Below are 24,424 nucleotides of genomic sequence, written 5' to 3' on the forward strand. Positions count from 1 at the left end.
ATCGCCATGAAACATGACCATTTTGTTGTTCAAAGCCCCGATAAACCCGCTCAACAGCTACTGCTGCTGTTTCATGGCGTCGGCGATAACCCGGTAGCCATGGGCGAAATTGGTTCCTGGTTCGCGCCGCTGTTCCCGGATGCGCTGATTGTCAGCATCGGTGGGGCGGAGCCTTACGGTCCTACCGGGGGGCGTCAGTGGTTTTCAGTACAGGATGTGACGGAACAGAACCGTCAGGAGCGTGTTGACGCTATCATGCCGGTGTTTATCGAAACCGTTCGCTACTGGCAAAAACAGAGCGGCGTTTCCCCTCAGGCCACCGCGCTGATTGGTTTTTCGCAAGGGGCGATTATGTCGCTTGAGAGCATCAAGGCTGAACCGGGGCTGGCATCGCGGGTGATTGCGTTCAATGGCCGCTACGCCAGCTTGCCGGAGGTTGCAACCACAGCAACAACGGTGCATTTGATTCACGGTGGGGAAGATCGGGTCATTGAGCTGTCTCACGCCGTCTCAGCGCAGGAAGCGTTAATTCGCGCCGGTGGGGATGTGACGTTGGATATCGTCGACGACCTGGGCCACGCCATTGACGATCGCAGCATGCAGTTTGCGCTCGATCATTTGCGTTTTACCGTACCGAAGCACTACTTCGATGAAGCGCTGAGTGGCGGTACGCCTCACGATGATGATGTGATTGAGATGATTTAAACGAAAAGCCCGGAAAAGAAATGATTTTCCGGGCTTTTAAATTGTACTTACTTCTTAGGTTGGTCTTTGTTCGGCCAATCGTCGTCGTCATCCCATTTATCGTTAAAGTCACGATGTGGGGGAAGCTCTGGTTTATTGGCGAGAAATTTCTTATGGTCAACGCGCTTGAGATCTTTGATCACATTCAGCAGTACGCCTACCAGAAACACCAGCACTAAAATCCACCAATACTTTGCCAGCAAGTCCATGCTTATTTCCTCTTGCAGGAACACTCATCAGGCGACGAGCTGTTCCATGATACGTTGATACATACGGGCAAGCAGCTGCAGGTCGGCGGCATTAACACATTCATTAATTTTATGAATGGTGGCATTGACCGGCCCAAGTTCTACTACCTGCGCCCCCATGCGGGCAATAAAGCGCCCGTCGGAAGTCCCGCCTGTAGTCAGTAACTGCGGTTTAATTTCATTATAGTGCTCAATGGCGTTCACCACCGCATCCACCAGTTTACCGCGTTCGGTCAGGAACGGTTGACCGGATAGCCACCAGTCGGCGGTGTAACGCAACTGATGCTTATCCAGCAGCGCCAGCACCCGGGATTTAATCATTTCATCGTTTAATTCGGTGCTGAAACGGAAGTTGAACTGGATAAACAGTTCGCCTGGAATGACATTGTTGCTGCCGGTTCCCGCCTGAATATTGGCAATCTGCATGCTGGTAGCGGGGAAAAACTCATTGCCCTGATCCCATTCGATAGTCACCAGTTCATTCAGCATTGGCGCGGCGCGGTGTACCGGGTTATCGGCCAGATGCGGGTAGGCGACGTGACCCTGCACGCCGTGAATGGTCAGGTTGCAGGTCAGTGAACCCCGACGCCCATTTTTAACCACGTCACCAACGATTTCCGTACTGGACGGCTCGCCGACCAGACAATAGTCCAGCCGCTCGTTGCGGGCCATCAGCGCTTCGACCACCTTAACGGTACCATTTTTAGCGCTGGCTTCTTCGTCTGAGGTGATTAAAAACGCCAGACGGCCTTTGTGGTTAGGATGCTGGGCGACGAAGCGCTCGGCTGCGACAACCATCGCCGCCAGCGAGCCTTTCATATCGGCAGCGCCACGCCCGAACAGCAGGCCGTCGCGGATCGTCGGTTCAAATGGCGGATTAATCCAACGATCAACATCGCCGGCAGGCACTACGTCAGTGTGACCGGCAAATGCCAGCGTCTCACCTTGTCCGCGCCATGCCCAAAAATTCTGTGTGTCACCAAAATCCATACGCTCAACGGTAAAACCTACCGCGCGCAGGCGTTCAATCATTAACGCCTGGCACCCGGCATCATCCGGGCTCAGGGAAGGACGGCGAATAAGCTGCTGTGTCAGCTCAATAACCGGGCACGACATAGACTACACCTCATTAAAAAACTGCATATAACTGGATTCACTGAAACCAAGCAGCATAGGCTTACCCGGCGCGCAGAGCAATGGGCGTTTGATAATTGCTGGCATTTCAATCATCAACGCAGCGGCGGAAGCTGCATCGGTGATTTGGCTGCGCGTGGATTCATCCAGTTTACGCCAGGTTGTTCCGCGCGTATTGAGCAGCGGCTCCCAGCCTAACTCGTTGATAAAGGACTGTATGAGCGCGTTGTCCAGACCGTCAACGCGATAATCATGGAAGCGGTAGTCAATACCGCGTCCCTCCAGCCAGCGTCGGGCCTTTTTAATAGTATCGCAGTTTTTAATGCCGTAGAGGGTGATCATTTGAATCCTTATTGACGTAAATTGAATATTTATTCTTGATGTGTGTTATTCCAGATAATACATATTGTCACGCAAGCGTTATAGAAAAATATAACATTGTTGAACAACAGTGAATAATGATTCCTGAAGGTTCCAAAACTTCCGCATAAATGAAAATCAGAATTTACCTGCTTGCATCAGCCTGTTTTTCCTTCAAAATTGCAAAAGTACTAGATGATGTATGAATATTTCAAAATATTGCCGTAAGTCACATAAAATTTATGGGTATAGCGCATAGTAATCACATTGACCCCACACACTAGAGGATGCAATCACAACCATCGGTTAAATGATCTTCTTTTAATGATGATGATTTCGTAGAATACCCATAATAATAAGAGAGGTTGTTATGATTGAACGTGAACTGGGGAACTGGAAAGACTTTATCGAAGTGATGCTTCGTAAATAAATTTCTGGCAGATATCCTGATCCCGCAAGGGATAATAAAAAGGCGACTCATTGAAAGTCGCCTTTTTTGTTCCTTTTTTGTGCCTTATTCAGGCTTCGGCTTCAACGGGAAGCGCCTGCGCACCAGCACAAAGAACAGTGGAACGAAGTAAATTGCCAGAATGGTGGCGGATATCATCCCACCCATTACGCCGGTCCCTACCGCATGCTGACCGCCGGAGCCTGCACCGCTGCTGATGGTCATCGGCAACACCCCGAAGATAAATGCCAGTGACGTCATCAAAATCGGACGTAAACGCTGGCGACAGGCATGTAGCGTAGCATCGAGCAGATCGTGCCCTTTCTCGTTCATCTCATTGGCGAATTCAACAATCAATATCGCGTTTTTGGCTGAAAGCCCGATAACCGTTAATAACCCGACCTGGAAATAGACGTCGTTTTCCAGACCGCGCATCCAGGTCGCCAGCAGCGCGCCAATGACCCCCAGCGGCACGACCAGCATAACAGAGAAAGGAACCGACCAGCTTTCGTACAGCGCTGCCAGGCACAGGAACACCACCAGCAGCGAAATGGCGTACAGAGCAGGGGCCTGAGAGCCCGAGAGCCGTTCCTGATACGACATTGCCGTCCATTCGAGGCCAAACCCGGTCGGTAGCTGATGCACCAACGACTCCATCACGTCCATTGCCGTACCGGTACTGATGCCGGGCGCAGCTTCACCGACGATCTCGACGGCAGAGTAGCCGTTATAGCGTTCCAGACGCGGTGAACCGGTTTCCCAGCGCGAGGTGGCAAACGCGGAGAACGGCACCATACCGCCGCTATTATTGCGCACATACCACAGGTTGATATCGTCAGGGAGCATGCGATATTTCGCCGCCGCCTGCACGTAGACCTTCTTCACGCGACCCCGGTCCATAAAGTCATTGACGTAGCTGGAGCCCCAGGCCGTCTGCAGCGTGTCGTTGATATCATCAATAGACACACCCAGCGCCTGCGCTTTGCGCTGGTCGATATCGATTTGCAGCTGTGGGCTGTCGTCCAGACCGTTATGGCGCACGCGGGTCAGGGAACCGTCCTTTCCGGCAAGCTCTATTAGTTTGTCCCGTGCGGCCATTAACGCGTCATGGCCTGCACCGGCGTGATCCTGCAACTCCATATCAAAACCGGCAGAGCTACCCAGGCCGCTGATAGCCGGAGGACTACTGGCGAAGACGCGAGCCTCTTTAATCTGGTTAAAGGCTTTGGTGGCGCGTTCGATAATGGCAAATGAGGTGCCGGTGGTGGCGTCACGATCGTCCCAGTCTTTTAAGCGGACAAACATGCGCGCCACGTTCTGCCCGTTCCCGCCAGGGCCGGAGCCGACAGTCGAGAAGACCGACATGATGTTGTCTTTTTCATGGGTGAAGTAATACTTCTCGACTTCTTCCACCACTTTTAACGTCTGCTGCTGGGTTGAACCGCTGGGCAACTGTACCGAGGTGGTGAACATGCCGCGGTCTTCCAGCGGCAGGAAGGAGGTTGGCAGTCGCAGGAACAGGAACACCATGCCGCCGAGCAGCAGGCCGTAGATCAGGATCCAGCGCAGGCTGCGATGCAAAATTCGGGCAACGCCTTTTTCGTAACGTTCAGCGTTGCGGTTGAACATCCGGTTAAACCAGCCAAAGAACCCGGTCTGACCGTGATGTTCGCCCTTATGCAGCGGCTTGAGTAGCGTGGCGCACAGGGCCGGGGTCAGGATCATCGCCACCAGTACCGAAAGCACCATTGCCGAGACAATGGTAATCGAGAACTGGCGGTAAATGGCCCCGGTGGTGCCGCCGAAGAAGGCCATCGGGATAAACACCGCCGACAGTACCATGGCGATACCCACCAACGCGCCTTGGATCTGCCCCATTGATTTACGCGTGGCTTCACGCGGCGAGAGCCCTTCCTCGCTCATGATGCGCTCGACGTTCTCCACCACCACAATGGCGTCATCAACCAGCAGGCCGATTGCCAACACCATCGCAAACATCGTTAGCGTGTTGACGCTGTAGCCAAAGGCGTAGAGCACGGAGAAGGTGCCCATTAACACCACCGGTACGGCGATGGTCGGGATAAGCGTGGCACGGAAGTTTTGCAGGAACAGGTACATCACGAGGAAGACCAGCGCGATGGCTTCCAGCAGCGTTTTTACCACGTCGATAATCGACGCTTTGACGAAGGAGGTAGTTTCATACGCTACCTTGTATTCCAGCCCGTGCGGGAAATATTGCGACAACTCATTCAGGCGATTAATAACCAGATTTGCCGTCGCCATTTCGTTGGCGCCAGAGGCTAATTTAACCCCCAGTCCGGAGGCAGGATTGCCGTTAAAGCGGCTGAGGTAATCATATTTCTCCGCGCCCATTTCGACCGTGGCGACGTCACCCAGTTTGACTTCGGAACCGTCCTGATTAACGCGCAGGGTAATCGCTCGGAATTCATCTGGCGTTTGCAGCAATGACTGAGCATTGATCGTCGCATTCAGCGCCTGTTTGTCTACTGAAGGCGTGCCGCCGAGTTGGCCAACCGCAATTTGCGCATTCTGTGACTCGATAGCGTCGGTCACATCTTTGGCGGTCATCTGGAAGCTGTTCAGCTTGGCCGGATCGAGCCAGATACGCATGGAGTATTGGGAACCGTAGGCGTCAATATCCCCGACGCCGTTAATCCGACTGAGCGGGTCCTGAATATTACTTGCTACGTAGTCGGCAATGTCCTGCTTGTCCATGGAGCCGTCGGTGGAGACAAAGGCGATGGTCAGGATATTGGTGTCCCCGGTTTTACGTACCGTCACCCCCTGATCCTGTACCGCCTGCGGCAGCTTACGCATTGCCGATTGCAACTGGTTTTGCACCTGTTGCACGGCTTCGTCAGGATCGGTTCCGGCCACAAAGCTCAACGTAACTGTCGCCTGGCCGGTCCCGCTGCTTTGCGAGGACATATACATCAGATTATCGAGGCCGGTCATGTTTTGTTCGATAACCTGGGTCACGGTGTTTTCCAGGGTTTGTGCCGATGCACCAGGATAGTTCGCGGTGACACGGACGTTTGGCGGTGCCAGGTCGGGATATTGCTCAACGGGCAGCGAAAAAATAGCCAGGGTGCCTGTGAGACACAACAGGATAGCTAACACCCAGGCAAAAATGGGGCGATCGATAAAAAAATTCGCCATTAAAAGGGGACCTCGTGTTTCTGCATATATTTATGGGTATGACCTGCTTCACTGTAGCGGCAAGGTACGAGCCAAACGTGGAGAAAAAAAGAAGATAATGTAAATTATCATACGCAGTTACAGCGTACCTTTCGTGCCAACCCTGTCTGGCCTGGATACATGCTCTCCGGCACTTCACCGTTCTTTACGTTAGCTGACTTTCTGTCTCTGCCGATCGAAAGCTGATGCTTACCAGCGTTCCGCCGCCGGAAGGTTGGGAGAAAGTCAGCGTACCACTGAGTCTTTCCGCACGCTCACGCATAATATTTAAACCATAGTGCCCAGCGGGTTCTTGCGGTTCACCTATACCGACGCCGTTATCGCGGATATACACAGTATGGTTACCGTCCGGCGCGGTCACGCAACTGACGGCAATTTCGCTCGCACTGGCGTGTTTGATGGCGTTCAACACCGCTTCACGGATGATCTGCAACAGATGTACCTGCATTTGTGCATCCAGCGCCAGCGTCGGTAATCGGCAATCGAGCGTCAGTTTAGCCGATGTTTGATTTTGCAGTGTTTCCAGCATTTCATGCAGAGCAGAAGGCAGATCTGCCTGCTGTAAGGTCAGGCGAAAGGTAGTGAGCAATTCGCGCAACTGACGGTAAGCATCGTTCAACGCCTGGGAAAAATCGGTCATGATGCGTTGTGCCGGAGTGTTATCTTCGGGAATCGAACGTTTCAGCAGCGTTAACTGAATGCGTAAATAGGAAAGCACCTGCGCCAGCGAGTCATGGAGCTCACGCGCGATGGTCGCCCGCTCTTCCATTAACAACAGCTGCTGAAAATGTTTTTGCGCCTGATTGAAGTACAGGCCGCGTCCCAGCATGGACGACACGCTATTGAGCAGCGGCGTGGAAGCACCCACGTTGGGGCTTTGCCAGTGTAGTTCACCATAAACGGTCTCCTGCATCGTGACCGGCAGGATCTGCATGGGCAGGTCGGAACTTTTCGTCCCTTCGCTGATGCGCCAGTTATCGCCGACGGTAAGCTCCAGAAACCAGGCGGCGTCATGTTCGCGGACGATTTGTAAAATATGGCGGAAGCAGTGCACGTCAATCTGGCTGGTATTCAACGCCTGAGAGCACTGATAAAGCACCTCCAGGCGACGATTGGCTTCGTGGAGATCGTGCGTTTTTTCCGCAACGGAGGCTTCCAGCGATCGGTACAGTTTATGCAACTCACTCGACATCTGGCTAAACGTCTTCGCCAACAGCCCCAGTTCATTGGGCAAGCCGGTATCCAACGCCGGGATATCAAACTGACCGTGTTCAATTTGCTGGCTGGCCATCACCAGCTTATTGAGTGGACGTACCACCTGCTGGCGAATACGCCGCAGAGTAAAGAAGACCAGGGTGAATATACCAATCCCGCCTGCCAGAGAGATGCCAAACACCAGCATCACCTTGCGTTCAGCATAATGCTGTAGCGCCAGCACGAAGAGGTCAATTTGGTCGACATAATTGTTGATATTGGCCTGATACCATTGCAAATCGCCGCTTATCAGTCGGAAGTTCATTTCCAGCCAGTTCGCATGCAGTTGCCCATAGCGGCTTTTGACCGCTTCTGGAACATACCAGGCGTTCAGATTTTGTAATGCTGGTGCGTTTAACGCCTGCTGGAAAAGCTGGCGGTGGGCGTTGAGCTGCGGGCTTTGGCTTTGCAGGTCATAACCCAGCCGATAGCTTTGCATACGCAAGGAACCGGCAATATTAATCGCCTCAGCGTCGCGCAAACTGCTGGTTAGTGTAAGCAGCGCAATACCCGTAGAGAGAATTGACAGCAGCACGATGTAGAAAAAAGCTTTGGCTAAACTGGCCGAGACAGGACGCTTTACCGTCACTCGCACATCCTCACACAATACGCGTCGCGCCTGAATGCAGCCCGAACGACTCAGTGTAGTTGATAAATGTTAATAAAATCGCCATGAAACAGGATGGTAACTGAAACGCAATTTCATATGCGATGAAATAAATTGATCTGCCACAGGTTCTGGATAAATAGTTGTGCTTCCTGGGCAAATGGACATTGCCGCTCTCTTCAGGGTCGGTTAATAACAACAGTCATATAAAGAATAAGGTTTTTGCAACCAAAAAAGAAGGAAGCCATGAATCGTTTTATTATGGTCAATAGCCAACAGTGCCTGGGATGCCACGCCTGTGAGGTCGCCTGCGTCATGGCCCACAATGGCGAGCAACATGTCCTGAGCCAACGGCATTTTCAGCCCCGAATTACCGTCATCAAGCATCAACAACAGCGCAGTGCGGTGACCTGCCACCACTGTGAGGATGCACCCTGCGCCAGAAGCTGCCCGAATGGTGCAATCAGTCATGACAATGACAGCGTACAGGTGAACGCGCAAAAGTGTATTGGATGTAAATCCTGTGTCGTTGCCTGTCCTTTTGGCACGATGCAAATCGTACTCACTCCTGTGGCGAAAGGAAAGGTGAAAGCGACCGCGCATAAATGCGATCTATGCCAGGGGCGGGAAGCGGGACCGGCCTGCGTCGAGAATTGTCCGGCGCAGGCGCTACAACAGGTGACGGAAACGTCGCTTACCGGTCTGTCAAAAGCGCGCAGGCTGCGCGCAGCCAGTCAGGAGTGTCAACCCTGGCATGCTATTGCTACAGAAATGACGCCGCATATCACCAGCAAACGCGAACAAATGCAGGCCACTCCTCCGCGTGGTGAGCCAGATAAACTGGCAATTGAGGCGCGTAAAACCAGCTTTGATGAAATTTATTTGCCGTTTCGCACGCTACAGGCTGAACGGGAAGCTTCCCGTTGCCTGAAGTGCGGAGAACACAGTATTTGCGAATGGACGTGTCCGCTGCACAACCATATTCCGCAGTGGATCGAACTGGTGAAGGCCGGAAACATTGATGCGGCGGTCGAACTTTCCCACCAGACTAACTGCCTGCCGGAAGTTACCGGACGCGTCTGCCCACAGGACCGCCTCTGCGAGGGGGCCTGTACGGTGCGTGATGAACACGGTGCGGTCACGATTGGCAATATCGAACGTTACATCTCTGACCGGGCGCTGAGCAAAGGGTGGCGACCAGACCTAAGCCACGTACAGAAAGTCGATAAACGTGTTGCTATTATCGGTGCCGGTCCGGCGGGACTCGCCTGTGCGGATGTGCTAGCCCGCAACGGCGTCAGTGCCACCGTCTTCGATCGCCATCCTGAAATTGGCGGTTTACTGACATTTGGTATTCCGGCTTTCAAACTGGATAAATCATTACTTGCGCGCCGTCGCGAAATCTTCAGTGCTATGGGTATTCATTTCGAGCTGAACTGTGAGGTCGGCAAGGATGTTACGCTGGCAGCATTACTCGAAGATTACGATGCCGTGTTCGTCGGTGTCGGTACCTATCGTTCGATGAAAGCGGATCTGCCGAACGAAGATGCGCCCGGCGTGTATGACGCGCTGCCGTTCCTGATTGCCAACACTAAACAGGTGATGGGACTGGATGAACTGCCGGAGGAGCCGTTTGTTGATACTGCCGGACTGAACGTGGTGGTGCTCGGCGGGGGCGATACAGCCATGGACTGCGTGCGCACTGCGTTGCGCCACGGTGCAAGCCAGGTGACCTGCGCTTACCGGCGTGATGAAGCCAACATGCCCGGCTCGAAAAAAGAGGTAAAAAATGCCCGCGAAGAGGGGGCAAACTTTGAATTTAACGTTCAGCCGGTGGAGTTGGTGCTGAATGCCGAAGGTCGCGTCAGCGGCGTACGTTTCTTACGTACACAGCTTGGTGAGCCTGACGCACAAGGGCGTCGTCGTCCGGTTCCCATCGCCGGGAGTGAATTTGTGATGCCAGCAGATGCGGTAATTATGGCGTTTGGTTTTCATCCCCACGGAATGCCGTGGCTGGAGACTCACGGCGTGAAGGTCGATAGCTGGGGGCGTATCGCTGCTGATGTTGAGAGCGCTTACCGTTATCAAACCACTAACCCGAAGATTTTTGCCGGAGGAGATGCGGTGCGCGGTGCCGATCTGGTGGTGACTGCCATGGCGGAAGGGCGTCATGCTGCGCAGGGGATCATCGACTGGCTGGGCATAAAATCAGTCAAATCTCACTAACTAGGGATCAAGACAAACCCGGTTTCACGGCGTAGTATTATTGCTCACTTCTCGCCGTGGAGCCGGTATGTCGCAAAAATTTACCCTCATCAAAGACAAAATCCTTTCCGATAACTACTTCATCCTGCGCAATATCACCTATGAACTGACCCGTAGCAATGGCGAGGTTATTCGCCATAAACGCGAGGTTTACGATCGCGGCAACGGCGCCACCATTCTGCTGTATAACCCGGACAAAAAGACCGTGGTGCTAATCCGTCAGTTTCGCGTCGCCACCTGGGTCAACGGTAACGAAAGTGGACAGCTGATAGAAACCTGTGCCGGACTGCTGGACAACGACGAACCGGAAGCCTGCATTCGCAAAGAGGCGATTGAAGAAACCGGTTATGAAGTGGGTGAAGTGCGTAAACTGTTTGAGCTGTACATGTCGCCGGGCGGCGTGACGGAATTAATCCACTTTTTTATCGCGCAGTACAGTGACAGCCAGCGCGCAAACGCGGGTGGTGGTGTGGAAGATGAAGATATTGAGGTTCTGGAGCTGCCGTTCACGCAGGCGCTGGAAATGATTAAAACGGGTGAGATTCGTGACGGTAAAACGGTGCTGTTGCTTAATTATCTGCAGTCGTCGCATCTGATGGATTAGATAGCGCAGTTTATATTTCTTTACAAATTTACGGCCAATCCGACGATTCTGATTGAGCCACATCAGTCGCGCAAGGAAGATACCGCTTAGGCTGTGTGTTTTGACTTCGGGGTTGTACCGTCCATGCGCTATCGCGTTATTTTCATCTTCCTGCTCGGTTTGCTGCCGGTTCGCTTTCTGTGGGCGGCTCCTGCGCAGCAGGCGTTTTCCGACTGGCAGGTGACCTGCAATAACCAGAACTTTTGCGTAGCGCGCAATACGGGCGAACATCACGGCCTGGTGATGACCCTGAGCCGCAGTGCCGGGGCGCATACCGACGCGGTATTGCGTATTGAGCTGGGCGGTCTGGATTCCCCTGATGCCAAAGAGGCGGAGATTGCACCGCGTCTGCAGCTCGACGGCGTGCCGCTGCCGCTGACCGGCGAGCACTGGCGCATTACGCCCTGGCATCTGATGACCGATGACCCAGCCACCATTAGTAACTTTTTACAGACCGTGCAAAACGCGCAGGCGATCACCCTGCAAAAAGGTGTGCAAACCCTGTCGCTGGTAGGACTGAAAGCCGCTCTGCTGTTCATTGACGCGCAGCAAAAACGCGTAGGCAGTGAAACCGCATGGATCGAAAAAGGTGACGAACCGCCGCTCAGCGTGCCTCCGGCGCCTGCCCTGAAAGGCGTAGTCATCGTTAACCCAACGCCAACGCCACTGTCTCAGCAAGAACGCAGCGATCTGCTGGATTACGGGAACTGGCGGATAAACGGTATGCGCTGTTCGCTCGACCCGATGCGCCGTGAGGTGCGGGTGTCTGCGTTGACGGACGACAAAGCGCTGCTGATGATCGGCTGTGAAGCCGGGGCGTATAACACCATCGATCTGGCATGGATTGTTTCTCGCAGTAAACCGCTGACCTCCCGCACCGTACGGTTAAGTCTGCCGTTTAAGACGGATGCAGAAAGCAATGATATGGAGTTGACCAATGCCGCGTTCGATGAAAAATCACGCGAGCTGATTACGCTCGCCAAAGGCCGTGGATTGTCGGACTGTGGGATCCAGACGCGCTGGCGTTTTGACGGCCAGCGTTTTCGTCTGGTGCGGTATGCGCAGGAGCCAAGCTGTGATAACTGGCATGGGCCAGATGCCTGGCCCACGCTGTGGATCACGCGTTAAGCACTTTATGCGCTTTTTCGACGATGTTCTCCACCGTAAAGCCGAAGAAAGGGAACAGCTTGTCCGCCGGGGCGGATTCCCCGTAGCCGGTCATGCCGACAATGGCCCCTTTCAGCCCGACGTATTTGTACCAGTAGTCGGCAATACCCGCTTCGACCGCCACCCGTGCGCTGACGTTTGCCGGCAGGACCGATTCCCGGTACGCCTCGTCCTGGGCATCGAAGATATCCGTTGAGGGCAGGGAAACCACGCGGACGTTACGACCTTCTCCCGTTAGTTTCTCCGCCGCCAGCAGCGTGATTTCCATTTCTGACCCGGTGGCAATCAGGATCACATCCGGCTTACCGCCGCTGTCTTTTAGCACGTAGCCGCCGCGGGCAATCTCTTTTACCTGCTCAGGCGTGCGTTCAACCTGCGCCAGATTCTGCCTGGAGAGGATCAGCGCCGTAGGGCCGTTATGACGCTCTACTGCTAGCTTCCAACCCACTGCCGCCTCAACTTGATCGCACGGACGCCAGGTGCTGAAATTTGGCGTCAGGCGCAGGCTGGCGAGCTGCTCAACCGCCTGATGGGTAGGGCCATCTTCCCCCAGTCCAATCGAGTCGTGGGTATAGACCATGATCTGTCGGGCCTTCATCAGCGCTGCCATGCGCGCGGCGTTACGGGCGTATTCGACAAACATCAGGAAGGTGGCGGTATACGGAACAAAACCGCCGTGGTGGGCGATACCGTTGGCAATGGCGGTCATGCCAAATTCGCGCACGCCGTAGTGAATATAGTTGCCTGCCGGGTCATCTTTCAGGGATGTTGATCCTTTCCAGATAGTCAGGTTGCTGGGGGCGAGATCGGCGGAGCCGCCAAGCAGTTCGGGCAGCATTGGGCCATAGATGTTGAGAGTGTTTTGCGATGCCTTACGGGTGGCAATTTTGGCCGGGTTGGCCTGCAATTCGCTAATGTATTTCTCGGTACTCTTTTCCCAGTCGCCAGGCAGTCCGCCGCTCATTCGGCGAGTAAATTCTGCTGCCAGCTCCGGGTACGCTTGTTGGTAAGCTGAGAATTTCGCTTTCCAGTCCTGCTGGGCTTTTTCTCCTTTTTCCCGCGCGTCCCAGGCCCGGTAAATGTCTTTGGGGATCTCAAAAGCCGGATGATGCCAGCCCAGCTTCTGGCGGGTCAGCGCCACTTCTTCTTCACCCAGCGCTGCGCCGTGTGCCTCTTCTTTTCCGGCCTTATTCGGTGAGCCAAAGCCAATCACCGTCCGACAGATAATCAGCGATGGCTTATCGGTTACGCTTTGGGCTTCAAGAATGGCTTTCTTCACCGCCTCAGGATCGTGGCCGTCTATTTCGTGCACCACATGCCAGTGATACGCTTCAAAGCGTTTCGCGGTATCGTCGGTAAACCAGCCTTTGGTCTCGCCATCAATAGAGATGCCGTTGTGATCGTAAAAACCTATCAGCTTGCCCAGTCCTAGCGTCCCCGCCAGCGAACAGACTTCGTGGGAAATCCCCTCCATCAGGCAGCCGTCGCCCATAAAAACATAGGTGAAATGGCTGACAATCTCATGGTCCGGCTGATTAAACTGCGCCGCCAGTGTGCGTTCGGCGACCGCCATCCCGACGGCGTTCGCCAGGCCTTGACCCAGCGGTCCGGTGGTGGTTTCCACGCCCGGCGTGTAGCCAAGTTCCGGGTGGCCGGGCGTTTTTGAATGCAACTGGCGGAAGTTCTTTAACTCCTCCAACGCCAGGTCATAGCCGGAAAGATGCAGCAGGCTGTAAAGCAGCATTGAGGCGTGGCCGTTGGACAAAATAAACCGATCGCGATCGTACCAGTGAGGATCGCTCGGATTATGGCGGAGAAAATCGTTCCACAGCACTTCGGCGATATCGGCCATGCCCATCGGTGCGCCGGGATGGCCTGAGTTGGCTTTTTGGACGGCATCCATACTCAGCGCACGAATTGCATTGGCAAGCTCTTTACGGGTCATAGGAAATACTCCTTGAAAAGTAAAGCGTTAGAGCGTGTGTTAATTCACACTTTTGGAGAATTTGCAGGCGTTGTCAGCAAAAAGCATAGCAGACAGGCATGGTATTGCTGGCTTAAGCAGGTAACATGGCTGTTATAAATTGATAACAAATTCTTTCTTTGAGTAGTGAGAGTTTGGGGACCTTCAAAGTTTGTGCTGCTGACTGAGGTGATAATGTGCGGCTCAATATACCCGTCATACTTCAAGTTGCATGTGCGTTGGCTACGCTCGCTCACCCCAGTCACATAGTTCACTATGCTCCTGGGGATTCACTCCCTTGCCGACTTCATGCAACTCGAATTATTTAGGGTAGAGAAGGGTTACCTGCGACACTTTTTGATCGACACGTGAAAGGAACAACAAGATGGATGACCAGTTAAAACAAAGCGCCCTCGATTTCCACGAATTTCCAGTACCAGGCAAAATTCAGGTTTCTCCGACCAAACCCCTTGCCACCCAACGTGACCTTGCGCTGGCCTATTCACCCGGTGTTGCAGCTCCGTGTCTGGAAATTGAAAAAGACCCGCTGGCGGCCTACAAATACACCGCGCGCGGTAATCTGGTTGCGGTTATTTCCAACGGTACTGCAGTGCTGGGGCTGGGCAACATTGGTGCGCTGGCTGGCAAGCCGGTGATGGAAGGGAAAGGCGTTCTGTTTAAGAAATTCGCCGGGATTGACGTGTTCGATATTGAAGTCGATGAACTCGATCCGGATAAATTCATCAACGTAGTAGCGGCCCTTGAGCCGACGTTTGGTGGTATCAACCTCGAAGATATCAAAGCGCCGGAATGCTTCTACATTGAGCAGAAGTTGCGTGAGCGCATGAATATTCCAGTCTTCCACGACGATCAGCACGGCACGGCAATCATCAGCACCGCCGCAATCCTCAACGGCCTGCGGGTGGTGGAAAAAAATATCTCTGATGTGCGTATGGTGGTGTCCGGTGCGGGTGCGGCAGCGATTGCCTGTATGAACCTGCTGGTGGCGCTGGGCATGCAGAAACACAACATTGTGGTCTGCGACTCCAAAGGCGTGATTTATAAAGATCGCGAACCGAACATGGCGGAAACCAAAGCCGCCTATGCGGTGGTGGATGACGGTAAGCGTACTCTTGATGACGTGATTGACGGCGCGGACATCTTCCTGGGCTGTTCCGGCCCGAAAGTGCTGACCCAGGAAATGGTCAAGAAAATGGCGCGTGCGCCGATGATTCTGGCGCTGGCGAACCCGGAACCGGAAATTCTGCCACCGCTGGCAAAAGAGGTGCGTTCCGACGCTATCATCTGTACCGGCCGCTCCGACTACCCGAACCAGGTCAACAACGTTCTGTGCTTCCCGTTCATCTTCCGCGGCGCGCTGGACGTTGGCGCAACCGCCATCAACGAAGAGATGAAACTGGCCGCAGTACATGCCATTGCGGAACTGGCGCATGCTGAGCAGAGCGAAGTTGTGGCCTCGGCCTATGGCGATCAGGACCTGAGCTTTGGCCCGGAATACATTATTCCTAAGCCGTTCGACCCGCGCCTGATTGTTAAAATTGCGCCTGCGGTGGCGAAGGCGGCGATGGACTCCGGCGTGGCGACGCGCCCGATTGCCGACTTTGATGCTTATATCGATAAGCTGAGTGAGTTCGTCTACAAAACCAACCTGTTCATGAAGCCGATTTTCTCGCTGGCACGCAAAGCGCCGAAGCGCGTGGTGCTGACGGAAGGGGAAGAGGCGCGTGTGCTGCACGCCACCCAGGAATTGATCACTTTAGGTCTGGCGAAACCGATCCTGATCGGTCGACCGAGCGTGATCGAAATGCGTATCCAGAAATTGGGGCTGCAGATCAAAGCTGGCGTTGATTTTGAGATCGTCAACAATGAATCCGATCCGCGCTTCAAAGAGTACTGGAGTGAGTATTATCAGATCATGAAGCGCCGTGGGATTACCCAGGAGCAGGCGCAGCGTGCGGTGATTGCTAATACCACGGTGATCGGTGCGATCATGGTGCAGCGCGGCGAAGCGGATGCGATGATCTGCGGCACGATTGGCGACTACCACGAGCACTTCAGCGTGGTGAACGCGGTATTTGGTCACCGCGAAGGCGTTCATACAGCAGGGGCGATGAACGCGCTGCTGCTGCCAAGCGGTAACACCTTTATCGCCGATACCTACGTTAACGACGACCCGACGCCGGACCAACTGGCAGAAATCGCCGTGATGGCGGCCGAAACCGTACGTCGTTTTGGTATCGAACCGAAGGTGGCATTGCTGTCGCATTCCAACTTTGGCTCCTCCAACTGCCCGTCAGCCAGCAAAATGCGTGCAGCGCTGGAGCTTATCAAGGCGCGTGCGCCAGAACTGATGATCGACGGTGAAATGCACGGTGACGCCGCGCTGGTAGAAAGTATTCGTAACGATCGGATGCCGGATAGTCCGTTAAAAGGATCAGCCAATATTCTGGTGATGCCAAATATGGAAGCCGCGCGTATTAGTTACAACTTACTGCGGGTATCCAGTTCTGAGGGCGTAACGGTCGGCCCGGTGCTGATGGGCGTGGCGAAGCCCGTACATGTATTAACGCCGATCGCCTCTGTTCGTCGTATCGTTAATATGGTGGCGCTGGCGGTTGTAGAAGCACAAACACAGCCGCTGTAATTTCACTTTAATTAATTCCGGCGCGGGTTTCTCCCGCGCCTTTTTATTTTCTTTTCTTAGTGATCTCCCTCACCTTTTAAACCTTGTTGCCGAATTTTGTTATTTACTCTGACGAAAAATTGCCACGATGGGGTCAGTTTTAGCAGAGGCGGTGAGCAATGGAAAAAGAACGCATCATCCAGGAATTTGTGCCGGGGAAACAGGTCACGCTGGCGCATTTGATTGCGCACCCCGGCGAAGAGTTGGCGAAAAAGATCGGTGTTCCCGAGGCAGGCGCTATCGGCATTATGACCTTAACGCCGGGTGAAACGGCGATGATTGCCGGTGATTTAGCCATGAAAGCGGCGGATGTACATATCGGTTTTCTCGATAGATTTAGCGGTGCGCTGGTGATCTACGGCTCCGTAGGCGCAGTGGAAGAGGCATTGCTCCAGACGGTGAGCGGCCTGGGTCGGTTATTAAATTTCACTTTGTGCAACCTGACAAAAAGTTAATCAGAGGCGGCGATGAAACGTATTGCGTTTGTCGGTACGGTGGGGGCGGGGAAAACAACGCTCTTTAATGCGCTCCAGGGGAATTATTCCCTCGCCAGAAAAACACAGGCTGTCGAGTTTAATGAAAACGGCGACATCGACACACCGGGAGAATATTTTAGCCATCCGCGCTGGTATCACGCCTTAATTACCACGCTGCAGGATGTCGATACGTTGATTTATATACACGCGGCAAATGATTTAGAAAGTCGCTTACCTGCCGGGCTGTTAGATATCGGCGCCAGTAAACGACAAATCGCCGTTATCAGCAAAACGGATGTGCCGGATGCCAATGTCGCCGCAACGCGACAATTACTTCGCGGGATAGGGTTTCAGGAGCCGATTTTTGAGCTTAATAGCCACGACCCAAGCAGTGTGCAGCACCTGGTGGATTATCTGACTGAGCTCAGCCAAAAGGAGGAAAGGGCAGGTGAAAAAACTCATCACAGCTAACGATATTCGTGCGGCCCACGCACGCGGTGAACAGGACGTCTCGGTTGTTCTGCGCGCCAGCATCATCACCCCGGAGGCGCGCGAAGTTGCGGCGCTGTTGGGCGTCACTATCACCGAATGCGATGAATCCAGTCCAGTAGCTGTATCGACCACTACGGCAGTTCCTGTTGCGGTGGATGACGGCAAAACGGAAAGCCAACGTATTCGCGAAACCATAATTGCGCAGCTGCCGGAAGGGCAGTTTACCGAAAGCCTGGTCGCGCAGTTGATGGACAAAGTGATGAAGGAGAAACAGTCGCTGGAGCAGGGCGGAATGCAACCGAGTTTTGCCTCGGTGACCGGCAAAGGCGGCGTCAAAGTCATCGATGGCAGCAGCGTGAAGTTTGGCCGTTTTGATGGTGCGCAACCACACTGCGTCGGCTTAACCGACTTAGTCACTGACCAGGACGGTAGCAGCATGGCCGCCGGGTTTATGCAGTGGGATAACGCATTTTTCCCATGGACGCTGAACTACGACGAAATCGACATGATTCTGGAAGGCGAGCTGCACGTTCGTCATGAAGGCGAAACCATGATTGCGAAGGCCGGGGATGTGATGTTTATCCCGAAAGGCTCCAGCATTGAATTTGGTACGCCATCAACAGTGAAGTTCCTGTATGTGGCCTGGCCTGCGAACTGGCAGTCCTGCTAAGGCGGATGTATGAAGGATTTCATTACCGAAGCATGGCTCAGAGCGAATCATACGCTCAGCGAAGGGGCTGAAATTCATCTCCCCGCTGATGCCCGCCTGACGCCGTCTGCCCGGGAGTTGCTGGAAAGCCGTCGTCTGCGCATTAAGTATATCGATGAGCAGGGAAGCTTGTTTGTTGACGACGAGGAACAGCAGCCGCAGCCGGTGCATGGTTTAACCAGCAGCGATACACATCAGCAGGCGAGCTGCGAGCTGTGTCATCAACCGGTGGCGAAGAAACCTGACACGCTGACGCATCTGACTGCGGACAAGATGGTCGCCAAAAGTGACCCGCGGCTGGGATTTCGCGCGGCACTGGACAGCACCATTGGCCTGGCTGTGTGGTTACAGATTGAACTCGCGGAACCGTGGCAGCCGTGGCTGGCGGATATTCGTTCGCGCTTAGGCAACATTATGCGCGCCGATGCCATAGATGAACCTCTTGATGCACAGGCCATCGTTGGCTTAAGCGACGAAGATTTACACCGGCTCTCGCACCAGCCGCTGCGTTACCTGGACCACGATCATCTGGTGCCGGAAGCCAGCCACGGTCGTGATGCTGCACTGCTTAATCTGCTGCGCACCAAAGTTCGCGAAACGGAAACGGTAGCGGCTCAGGTGTTTATCACCCGCAGTTTTGAAGTATTGCGGCCGGACATTCTGCAAGCGTTAAACCGTCTTTCAAGTACGGTTTACGTGATGATGATTCTGAGCGTGGCGAAGCATCCGCTGAGCGTCAGCCAAATCCAGCAGCGACTGGGGGAAAAGTCATGATCATTGAACGTGCTCGCCAACTCGCCAAACGAACTCCTGCTCGGGTGGTGTTCCCGGATGCGCTGGATGTACGGGTGCTGAAAGCCGCGAATTACCTGCACCAGCACGGTCTGGCACGTCCGATTCTCGTTGCCAGCCCATTTGCACTGCGCCAGTTTGCCCTCAGCCACCGCGTGGCAATGGACGGTATTCAGGTTGTTGATCCGCAAAGCAATGTGCAGATGCGTGAAGAGTTTGCCTTACGCTGGCTGGCGCGTGCGGGCGAAAAAACACCGCCGGATGCGCTGGAGAAACTCAACGACCCGTTGATGTTTGCCGCCGCGATGGTCAGTGCTGGTAAAGCCGATGTCTGTATTGCGGGCAACCTGTCGTCAACGGCAAACGTGCTGCGCGCAGGGTTGCGCATTATTGGATTACAGCCTGGCTGCAAAACGCTGTCGTCGATTTTCCTGATGCTTCCGCAGTATCTCGGACCGTCATTAGGGTTTGCAGACTGTAGCGTTGTGCCGCAGCCCACCGCCGCGCAACTGGCAGATATTGCCATCGCCAGCGCGGAAACCTGGCAGGCAATTACCGGTGAAGAGCCGCGTGTTGCCATGCTGTCGTTTTCCAGTAATGGCAGTGCCCGCCATCCCAACGTGGCTAACGTGCAGCAGGCGACGGAGATCGTTCGTGAACGCGCACCGCAGCTTACCGTAGACGGTGAATTGCAATTTGATGCCGCTTTTGTTCCGGATGTCGCCGCGCAAAAAGCGCCCGCCAGTCCGCTCCAGGGCAATGCCAATGTGATGGTTTTCCCATCGCTTGAGGCAGGTAATATTGGTTACAAAATCGCCCAGCGTCTGGGAGGGTATCGTGCCGTAGGTCCATTGATTCAGGGACTTGCTGCACCGCTTCATGACCTCTCTCGCGGCTGTAGCGTACAAGAAATTATCGAACTGGCGTTGGTGGCAGCTGTGCCGCGCCAGACTGACGTGAGCCGTGAAAACGCCTCGCACACACTGGTTGTATAAGGTCCCGTTCAGGACCCCTTTGATTAAGAGGAAAGCACAATGGAAGCATTAGGAATGATTGAAACCCGGGGCCTGGTTGCACTGATTGAGGCTTCTGACGCAATGGTTAAAGCGGCACGCGTGAAACTGGTTGGCGTGAAGCAGATCGGTGGCGGCCTGTGTACTGCCATGGTTCGTGGTGATGTGGCAGCGTGCAAAGCGGCTACAGATGCAGGTGCTGCTGCCGCACAGCGTATTGGTGAACTGGTTTCTGTACACGTTATCCCGCGTCCGCATGGCGATCTGGAAGAAGTGTTCCCGATCAGCTTCAAAGGCGACAGCAGCGACATGTAAGTCGTCCATGTGACGCCACTTGATTGTTAAGAGAAAGCTGGCGTCACCCTCTCTCCTTTTCACATTACCTTCTGCGGAGGGTAGGGGGAGGTTTTACCTGAAATATGCCACGGAGGCGGGTATGAAACTGGCAATCGTCACAGGACAAATTGTTTGTACCGTACGCCATCAGGGGCTCGCGCACGACAAGTTGCTGATGGTGGAAATGATTGATTCCTCTGGAAATCCCGACGGGCAGTGTGCTGTTGCGATCGACAGCATCGGGGCGGGAACCGGAGAGTGGGTGCTGCTGGTCAGTGGAAGCTCTGCCCGTCAGGCGCACCGTAACGAATCATCGCCTGTCGATTTGTGCGTGATTGGCATTGTCGATGAAGCGGTGGCAGGTGGTCAGGTGATCTTCCATAAATAAGGCAGAAAATCATGAATCAACAGGATATTGAACAGGTCGTGAAAGCGGTGCTGCTGAAAATGAAAGACAGCAGCCAACCCGTCAGTGCCGTTCAAGAAATGGGCGTCTTTGCCTCCCTGGATGACGCAGTGGCGGCAGCAAAACTGGCTCAGCAGGAGCTGAAAAGCGTCGCTATGCGCCAGTTAGCCATTCACGCCATTCGTGAAGCGGGCGAAAAACACGCCAGAGAATTAGCGGAATTTGCCGTCAGTGAAACCGGCATGGGACGCGTTGAAGATAAATTTGCCAAAAACGTGGCACAGGCACGCGGCACGCCGGGCGTGGAATGCCTGTCTCCACAGGTACTGACCGGTGATAACGGCCTGACGCTGATTGAAAACGCGCCATGGGGCGTGGTGGCGTCGGTAACACCGTCTACCAATCCGGCCGCGACCGTCATTAACAACGCCATCAGCCTGATTGCCGCTGGCAACAGTGTGGTTTTTGCGCCGCATCCGGCAGCGAAAGGTGTTTCTCAGCGCGCGATCGGCCTGCTTAACCAGGCTGTAGTGGCTGCGGGGGGGCCGGCAAACCTGCTGGTTACCGTTGCCAATCCGGATATCGAAACCGCTCAACGTCTGTTCAAGTACCCGGGCATTGGTCTGCTGGTGGTTACTGGCGGTGAGGCAGTGGTGGAATCTGCGCGTAAGCACACTAATAAACGTCTGATTGCCGCAGGTGCCGGTAACCCGCCGGTGGTGGTGGATGAAACCGCCGATCTGGCTCGCGCTGCACAATCCATCGTTAAAGGTGCGTCGTTTGATAACAACATTATCTGCGCCGATGAAAAAGTACTGATCGTCGTGGATAGCGTTGCCGATGAGCTGATGCGTCTGATGGAAGGCCAGCACGCGGTCAAACTCACGACCGCTCAGGCCGAACAGCTGCAGCCGGTACTGCTGAAAAACGTCGACGAACGCGGTAAAGGCACGGTCAGCCGTGACTGGGTCGGGCGCGACGCGGCAAAAATCGCCGCAGCGATTGGCCTGAACGTCCCGGAGCAAACTCGCTTGTTGTTCGTCGAAACCTCAGCCACGCATCCATTTGCGGTTACTGAATTGATGATGCCAGTGCTGCCGGTAGTGCGGGTGGCTAACGTTGACGAAGCCATTGCGCTGGCGGTCACGCTCGAAGGTGGTTGCCACCATACGGCGGCGATGCACTCACGCAATATCGACAACATGAACCGTATGGCTAATGCCATCGATACCAGCATTTTCGTCAAGAACGGACCGTGCATTGCCGGTCTTGGGCTGGGCGGTGAAGGCTGGACCACCATGACCATTACCACGCCAACCGGGGAAGGGGTGACCAGTGCGCGCACGTTTGTACGCCTACGTCGCTGTGTGTTGGTGGACGCCTTCAGAATTGTATAAGGAGTGAAAGAGATGGCGCACGACGAACAACTTTGGCTCACACCCAGACTGCAAAAAGCAGCCACGCTGTGTAACCAAACGCCCGCTGCGAGCGATTCACCGCTGTGGCTCGGCGTTGATTTGGGGACCTGCGATGTGGTGTCGATGGTTGTCGACAGCGAAGGGCAGCCAGTTGCGGTTTGTCTGGACTGGGCCGACGTCGTGCGTGACGGCATCGTCTGGGACTTCTTCGGTGCAGTGACCATTGTTCGTCGCCATCTCGATACGCTCGAACAACAACTGGGTTGCCGCTTTACCCATGCGGCAACCTCGTTCCCACCGGGAACGGACCCGCGTATTTCCATCAACGTGCTGGAGTCCGCCGGACTTGAGGTTAGCCATGTTCTTGATGAGCCAACCGCCGTGGCGGATCTGCTAAAGCTGGATAACGCCGGAGTCGTCGATATCGGCGGTGGTACGACCGGTATCGCCATTGTGAAGCAGGGCAAAGTGACCTATTCCGCCGACGAAGCGACTGGCGGGCACCACATTTCCCTCACTTTGGCCGGGAACCGTCGTATTCAACTGGAAGAAGCCGAGCAGTACAAGCGCAGCAACGGCAAAGAAATCTGGCCGGTAGTTAAGCCGGTTTACGAAAAAATGGCGGAAATTGTCGCCCAGCATATTGCCGGACATGGGGTCATGGATTTATGGCTGGCCGGTGGGTCCTGCATGCAGCCGGGGGTTGATGAGCTGTTTCGTAAGCGTTTCCCGGAGCTGCAGGTGCATTTACCGCAGCACAGTCTGTTTATGACTCCGCTGGCGATTGCCAATAGCGGAAAAGTAAAAGCGGAAGGAATCTATGCAAGCTGAATTGCAGACCGCGCTCTTTCAGGCATTCGATGCCCTGAATCTGCAACGCGTAAAAACGTTCAGCGTTCCACCGGTCACGCTATGCGGACTGGGAGCGCTCAGCACCTGCGGACAGGAAGCGCAAACGCGCGGGCTGACGCATATGTTCGTCATGGTTGATAGCTTCCTGCATCAAGCAGGAATGACCGCCGCACTGGAACGCAGCCTGGCAATGAAAGGCGTGGCGATGACGCTGTGGCCGTGTCCGGTCGGCGAGCCGTGCATCACTGACGTTTGCGCGGCGGTGGCACAACTGCGCGAGTCAAAATGTGACGGTGTTGTGGCCTTCGGCGGCGGCTCCGTACTGGATGCCGCCAAAGCGGTGGCGTTGCTGGTGACCAATCCGACGCAGACGCTGGCTGACATGACGGAGAACAGTGTGCTGCGTCCACGCTTGCCGCTGATCGCCGTGCCAACCACCGCCGGGACCGGGTCAGAAACCACCAACGTCACGGTGATTATCGACGCTGCCACCGGACTGAAAAAGGTGCTGGCCCATGCGACGTTGATGCCGGACGTCGCCATTCTGGATGCAGCGGTAACGGAAGGCGTTCCGGCGCACGTGACGGCAATGACCGGCATTGACGCGCTGACCCACGCCGTTGAAGCGTACAGCGCGCTGAACGCGACGCCGTTTACCGACAGCCTGGCGATTGGCGCGATTGCGATGATCGGCAAATCGCTGCCGAAAGCGGTGGGCTACGGCCATGATCTGGCGGCGCGTGAAAGCATGTTACTGGCATCCTGTATGGCCGGAATGGCGTTTTCAAGCGCGGGGCTGGGTTTGTGTCACGCGATGGCGCACCAGCCGGGTGCGACGCTGCACATTCCACACGGGCAAGCTAACGCCATGTTGTTACCCACGGTAATGGGGTTTAACCGCATGGTGTGTCGTGAACGCTTTAGCCACATCGGTAGAGCGTTAACCAATAAAAAATCAGACGATCGTGATGCCATCAGCGCGGTCATGGAGCTGATCGCCGAAGTGGGCCAGACCAAACGGCTCGCTGACGTTGGGGCAATGCCTGAGCATTACAGCGCATGGGCTCACGCCGCGCTGGAGGATATTTGTATCCGCAGTAACCCACGCACCGCCACGCAGGCCGAAATTATCGCGTTGTATGCGGCGGCACAATAAATACACATATGACAGGGA

Annotated in this window: 22 protein-coding genes; 16 read left to right on the forward strand and 6 right to left on the reverse strand. The window is 54.7% G+C overall.

Going from position 1 to position 24,424, the window contains the following annotated elements; genetic code table 11:
* Nucleotides 1–6: 6 nt before the first annotated feature.
* Nucleotides 7–705: an esterase gene (gene ypfH, locus E4Z61_RS23415; RefSeq protein ID WP_135324791.1), complete on the forward strand. Its 699-nt coding sequence runs from the start codon at nucleotides 7–9 to the stop codon at nucleotides 703–705.
* Nucleotides 706–752: 47 nt separating this feature from the next.
* Here the strand turns inward: ypfH and E4Z61_RS23420 are convergent, their stop codons facing one another.
* From E4Z61_RS23420 to E4Z61_RS23430, 3 genes are read right to left on the reverse strand one after another with little or no spacing between them, the layout of a single operon-like run.
* Nucleotides 753–953 carry a hypothetical protein gene (locus E4Z61_RS23420; protein WP_096756206.1) on the reverse strand — a complete coding sequence of 67 codons (201 nt, stop codon included), beginning with the start codon at nucleotides 951–953 and terminating at the stop codon, nucleotides 753–755.
* A 27-nt stretch (nucleotides 954–980) separates the two neighbouring features.
* Complete coding sequence (gene dapE, locus E4Z61_RS23425) at nucleotides 981–2,108, reverse strand: succinyl-diaminopimelate desuccinylase (protein WP_135324792.1); 1,128 nt, start codon at nucleotides 2,106–2,108, stop codon at nucleotides 981–983.
* Nucleotides 2,109–2,111: 3 nt separating this feature from the next.
* Nucleotides 2,112–2,468, reverse strand: a complete 357-nt coding sequence (locus E4Z61_RS23430; RefSeq protein WP_135324793.1) for an ArsC family reductase — start codon at nucleotides 2,466–2,468, stop codon at nucleotides 2,112–2,114.
* Nucleotides 2,469–2,856: 388 nt separating this feature from the next.
* On the opposite strand from E4Z61_RS23430, the gene ypfM reads away from it, so the two are divergent.
* Nucleotides 2,857–2,916, forward strand: a complete 60-nt coding sequence (ypfM, locus tag E4Z61_RS23435) for a protein YpfM (RefSeq protein ID WP_001386977.1) — start codon at nucleotides 2,857–2,859, stop codon at nucleotides 2,914–2,916.
* Nucleotides 2,917–3,000: 84 nt separating this feature from the next.
* Here the strand turns inward: ypfM and acrD are convergent, their stop codons facing one another.
* A complete protein-coding gene (gene acrD, locus E4Z61_RS23440) occupies nucleotides 3,001–6,114 on the reverse strand; it encodes a multidrug efflux RND transporter permease AcrD (protein WP_135324794.1) in 3,114 nt (1,037 codons plus the stop codon).
* Between the two features lie 184 nt (nucleotides 6,115–6,298).
* On the reverse strand, nucleotides 6,299–7,996 hold the full coding sequence (gene narQ / locus E4Z61_RS23445; RefSeq protein WP_135324795.1) for a nitrate/nitrite two-component system sensor histidine kinase NarQ: 1,698 nt from the start codon (nucleotides 7,994–7,996) through the stop codon (nucleotides 6,299–6,301).
* Between the two features lie 264 nt (nucleotides 7,997–8,260).
* On the opposite strand from narQ, the gene aegA reads away from it, so the two are divergent.
* The 3 genes from aegA to E4Z61_RS23460 all read left to right on the forward strand — a co-directional run bounded on the left by aegA (nucleotide 8,261) and on the right by E4Z61_RS23460 (nucleotide 12,050).
* Nucleotides 8,261–10,240, forward strand: coding sequence for a formate-dependent uric acid utilization protein AegA (gene aegA / locus E4Z61_RS23450; RefSeq protein ID WP_135324796.1), 1,980 nt, complete (start codon nucleotides 8,261–8,263; stop codon nucleotides 10,238–10,240).
* Between the two features lie 67 nt (nucleotides 10,241–10,307).
* The gene (gene nudK / locus E4Z61_RS23455) at nucleotides 10,308–10,883 is read left to right on the forward strand and encodes a GDP-mannose pyrophosphatase NudK (protein WP_135324797.1); all 576 of its coding nucleotides are present in this window, start codon (nucleotides 10,308–10,310) and stop codon (nucleotides 10,881–10,883) included.
* A gap of 123 nt (nucleotides 10,884–11,006) precedes the next feature.
* A complete protein-coding gene (locus E4Z61_RS23460; RefSeq protein ID WP_135324798.1) occupies nucleotides 11,007–12,050 on the forward strand; it encodes a DUF1176 domain-containing protein in 1,044 nt (347 codons plus the stop codon).
* Here the strand turns inward: E4Z61_RS23460 and tkt are convergent.
* Nucleotides 12,040–14,034 carry a transketolase gene (gene tkt, locus E4Z61_RS23465; RefSeq protein ID WP_135324799.1) on the reverse strand — a complete coding sequence of 665 codons (1,995 nt, stop codon included), beginning with the start codon at nucleotides 14,032–14,034 and terminating at the stop codon, nucleotides 12,040–12,042. The two genes, E4Z61_RS23460 and tkt, sit on opposite strands and share 11 nt — an antisense overlap.
* Before the next feature lie 403 nt (nucleotides 14,035–14,437).
* On the opposite strand from tkt, the gene maeB reads away from it, so the two are divergent.
* From maeB to eutG, 11 genes are all read left to right on the forward strand, one after another.
* On the forward strand, nucleotides 14,438–16,717 hold the full coding sequence (gene maeB / locus E4Z61_RS23475) for an NADP-dependent oxaloacetate-decarboxylating malate dehydrogenase (RefSeq protein WP_135324800.1): 2,280 nt from the start codon (nucleotides 14,438–14,440) through the stop codon (nucleotides 16,715–16,717).
* Nucleotides 16,718–16,875: 158 nt separating this feature from the next.
* A complete protein-coding gene (eutS, locus tag E4Z61_RS23480; RefSeq protein WP_003037995.1) occupies nucleotides 16,876–17,211 on the forward strand; it encodes an ethanolamine utilization microcompartment protein EutS in 336 nt (111 codons plus the stop codon).
* 12 nt (nucleotides 17,212–17,223) lie between these two features.
* Nucleotides 17,224–17,703: an ethanolamine utilization acetate kinase EutP gene (gene eutP / locus E4Z61_RS23485; protein WP_096756223.1), complete on the forward strand. Its 480-nt coding sequence runs from the start codon at nucleotides 17,224–17,226 to the stop codon at nucleotides 17,701–17,703.
* A complete protein-coding gene (gene eutQ / locus E4Z61_RS23490; RefSeq protein WP_135324801.1) occupies nucleotides 17,681–18,394 on the forward strand; it encodes an ethanolamine utilization acetate kinase EutQ in 714 nt (237 codons plus the stop codon). The genes eutP and eutQ overlap by 23 nt, the downstream gene beginning before the upstream one ends.
* 9 nt (nucleotides 18,395–18,403) lie before the next feature.
* On the forward strand, nucleotides 18,404–19,207 hold the full coding sequence (eutT, locus tag E4Z61_RS23495) for an ethanolamine utilization cob(I)yrinic acid a,c-diamide adenosyltransferase EutT (protein ID WP_135324802.1): 804 nt from the start codon (nucleotides 18,404–18,406) through the stop codon (nucleotides 19,205–19,207).
* Entirely contained in the window at nucleotides 19,204–20,220 is a 1,017-nt protein-coding gene (gene pta, locus E4Z61_RS23500; protein WP_135324803.1) for a phosphate acetyltransferase, read from the forward strand. Before eutT ends, pta begins: the two co-directional genes overlap by 4 nt.
* A gap of 39 nt (nucleotides 20,221–20,259) precedes the next feature.
* Nucleotides 20,260–20,553, forward strand: a complete 294-nt coding sequence (gene eutM / locus E4Z61_RS23505; RefSeq protein ID WP_135324804.1) for an ethanolamine utilization microcompartment protein EutM — start codon at nucleotides 20,260–20,262, stop codon at nucleotides 20,551–20,553.
* 121 nt (nucleotides 20,554–20,674) lie between these two features.
* The gene (eutN, locus tag E4Z61_RS23510) at nucleotides 20,675–20,962 is read left to right on the forward strand and encodes an ethanolamine utilization microcompartment protein EutN (RefSeq protein WP_135324805.1); all 288 of its coding nucleotides are present in this window, start codon (nucleotides 20,675–20,677) and stop codon (nucleotides 20,960–20,962) included.
* A gap of 11 nt (nucleotides 20,963–20,973) precedes the next feature.
* Complete coding sequence (locus tag E4Z61_RS23515) at nucleotides 20,974–22,377, forward strand: aldehyde dehydrogenase family protein (protein WP_135324806.1); 1,404 nt, start codon at nucleotides 20,974–20,976, stop codon at nucleotides 22,375–22,377.
* A gap of 12 nt (nucleotides 22,378–22,389) precedes the next feature.
* Nucleotides 22,390–23,229 (forward strand): ethanolamine utilization protein EutJ, encoded by an 840-nt coding sequence (gene eutJ, locus E4Z61_RS23520; RefSeq protein WP_135324807.1) that lies wholly within the window; start codon nucleotides 22,390–22,392, stop codon nucleotides 23,227–23,229.
* On the forward strand, nucleotides 23,219–24,406 hold the full coding sequence (gene eutG / locus E4Z61_RS23525; RefSeq protein ID WP_135324808.1) for an ethanolamine utilization ethanol dehydrogenase EutG: 1,188 nt from the start codon (nucleotides 23,219–23,221) through the stop codon (nucleotides 24,404–24,406). Before eutJ ends, eutG begins: the two co-directional genes overlap by 11 nt.
* Nucleotides 24,407–24,424 lie beyond the last annotated feature (18 nt).

This window comes from Citrobacter tructae, assembly GCF_004684345.1.
Taxonomy (GTDB): Bacteria; Pseudomonadota; Gammaproteobacteria; order Enterobacterales; family Enterobacteriaceae; genus Citrobacter; species Citrobacter tructae.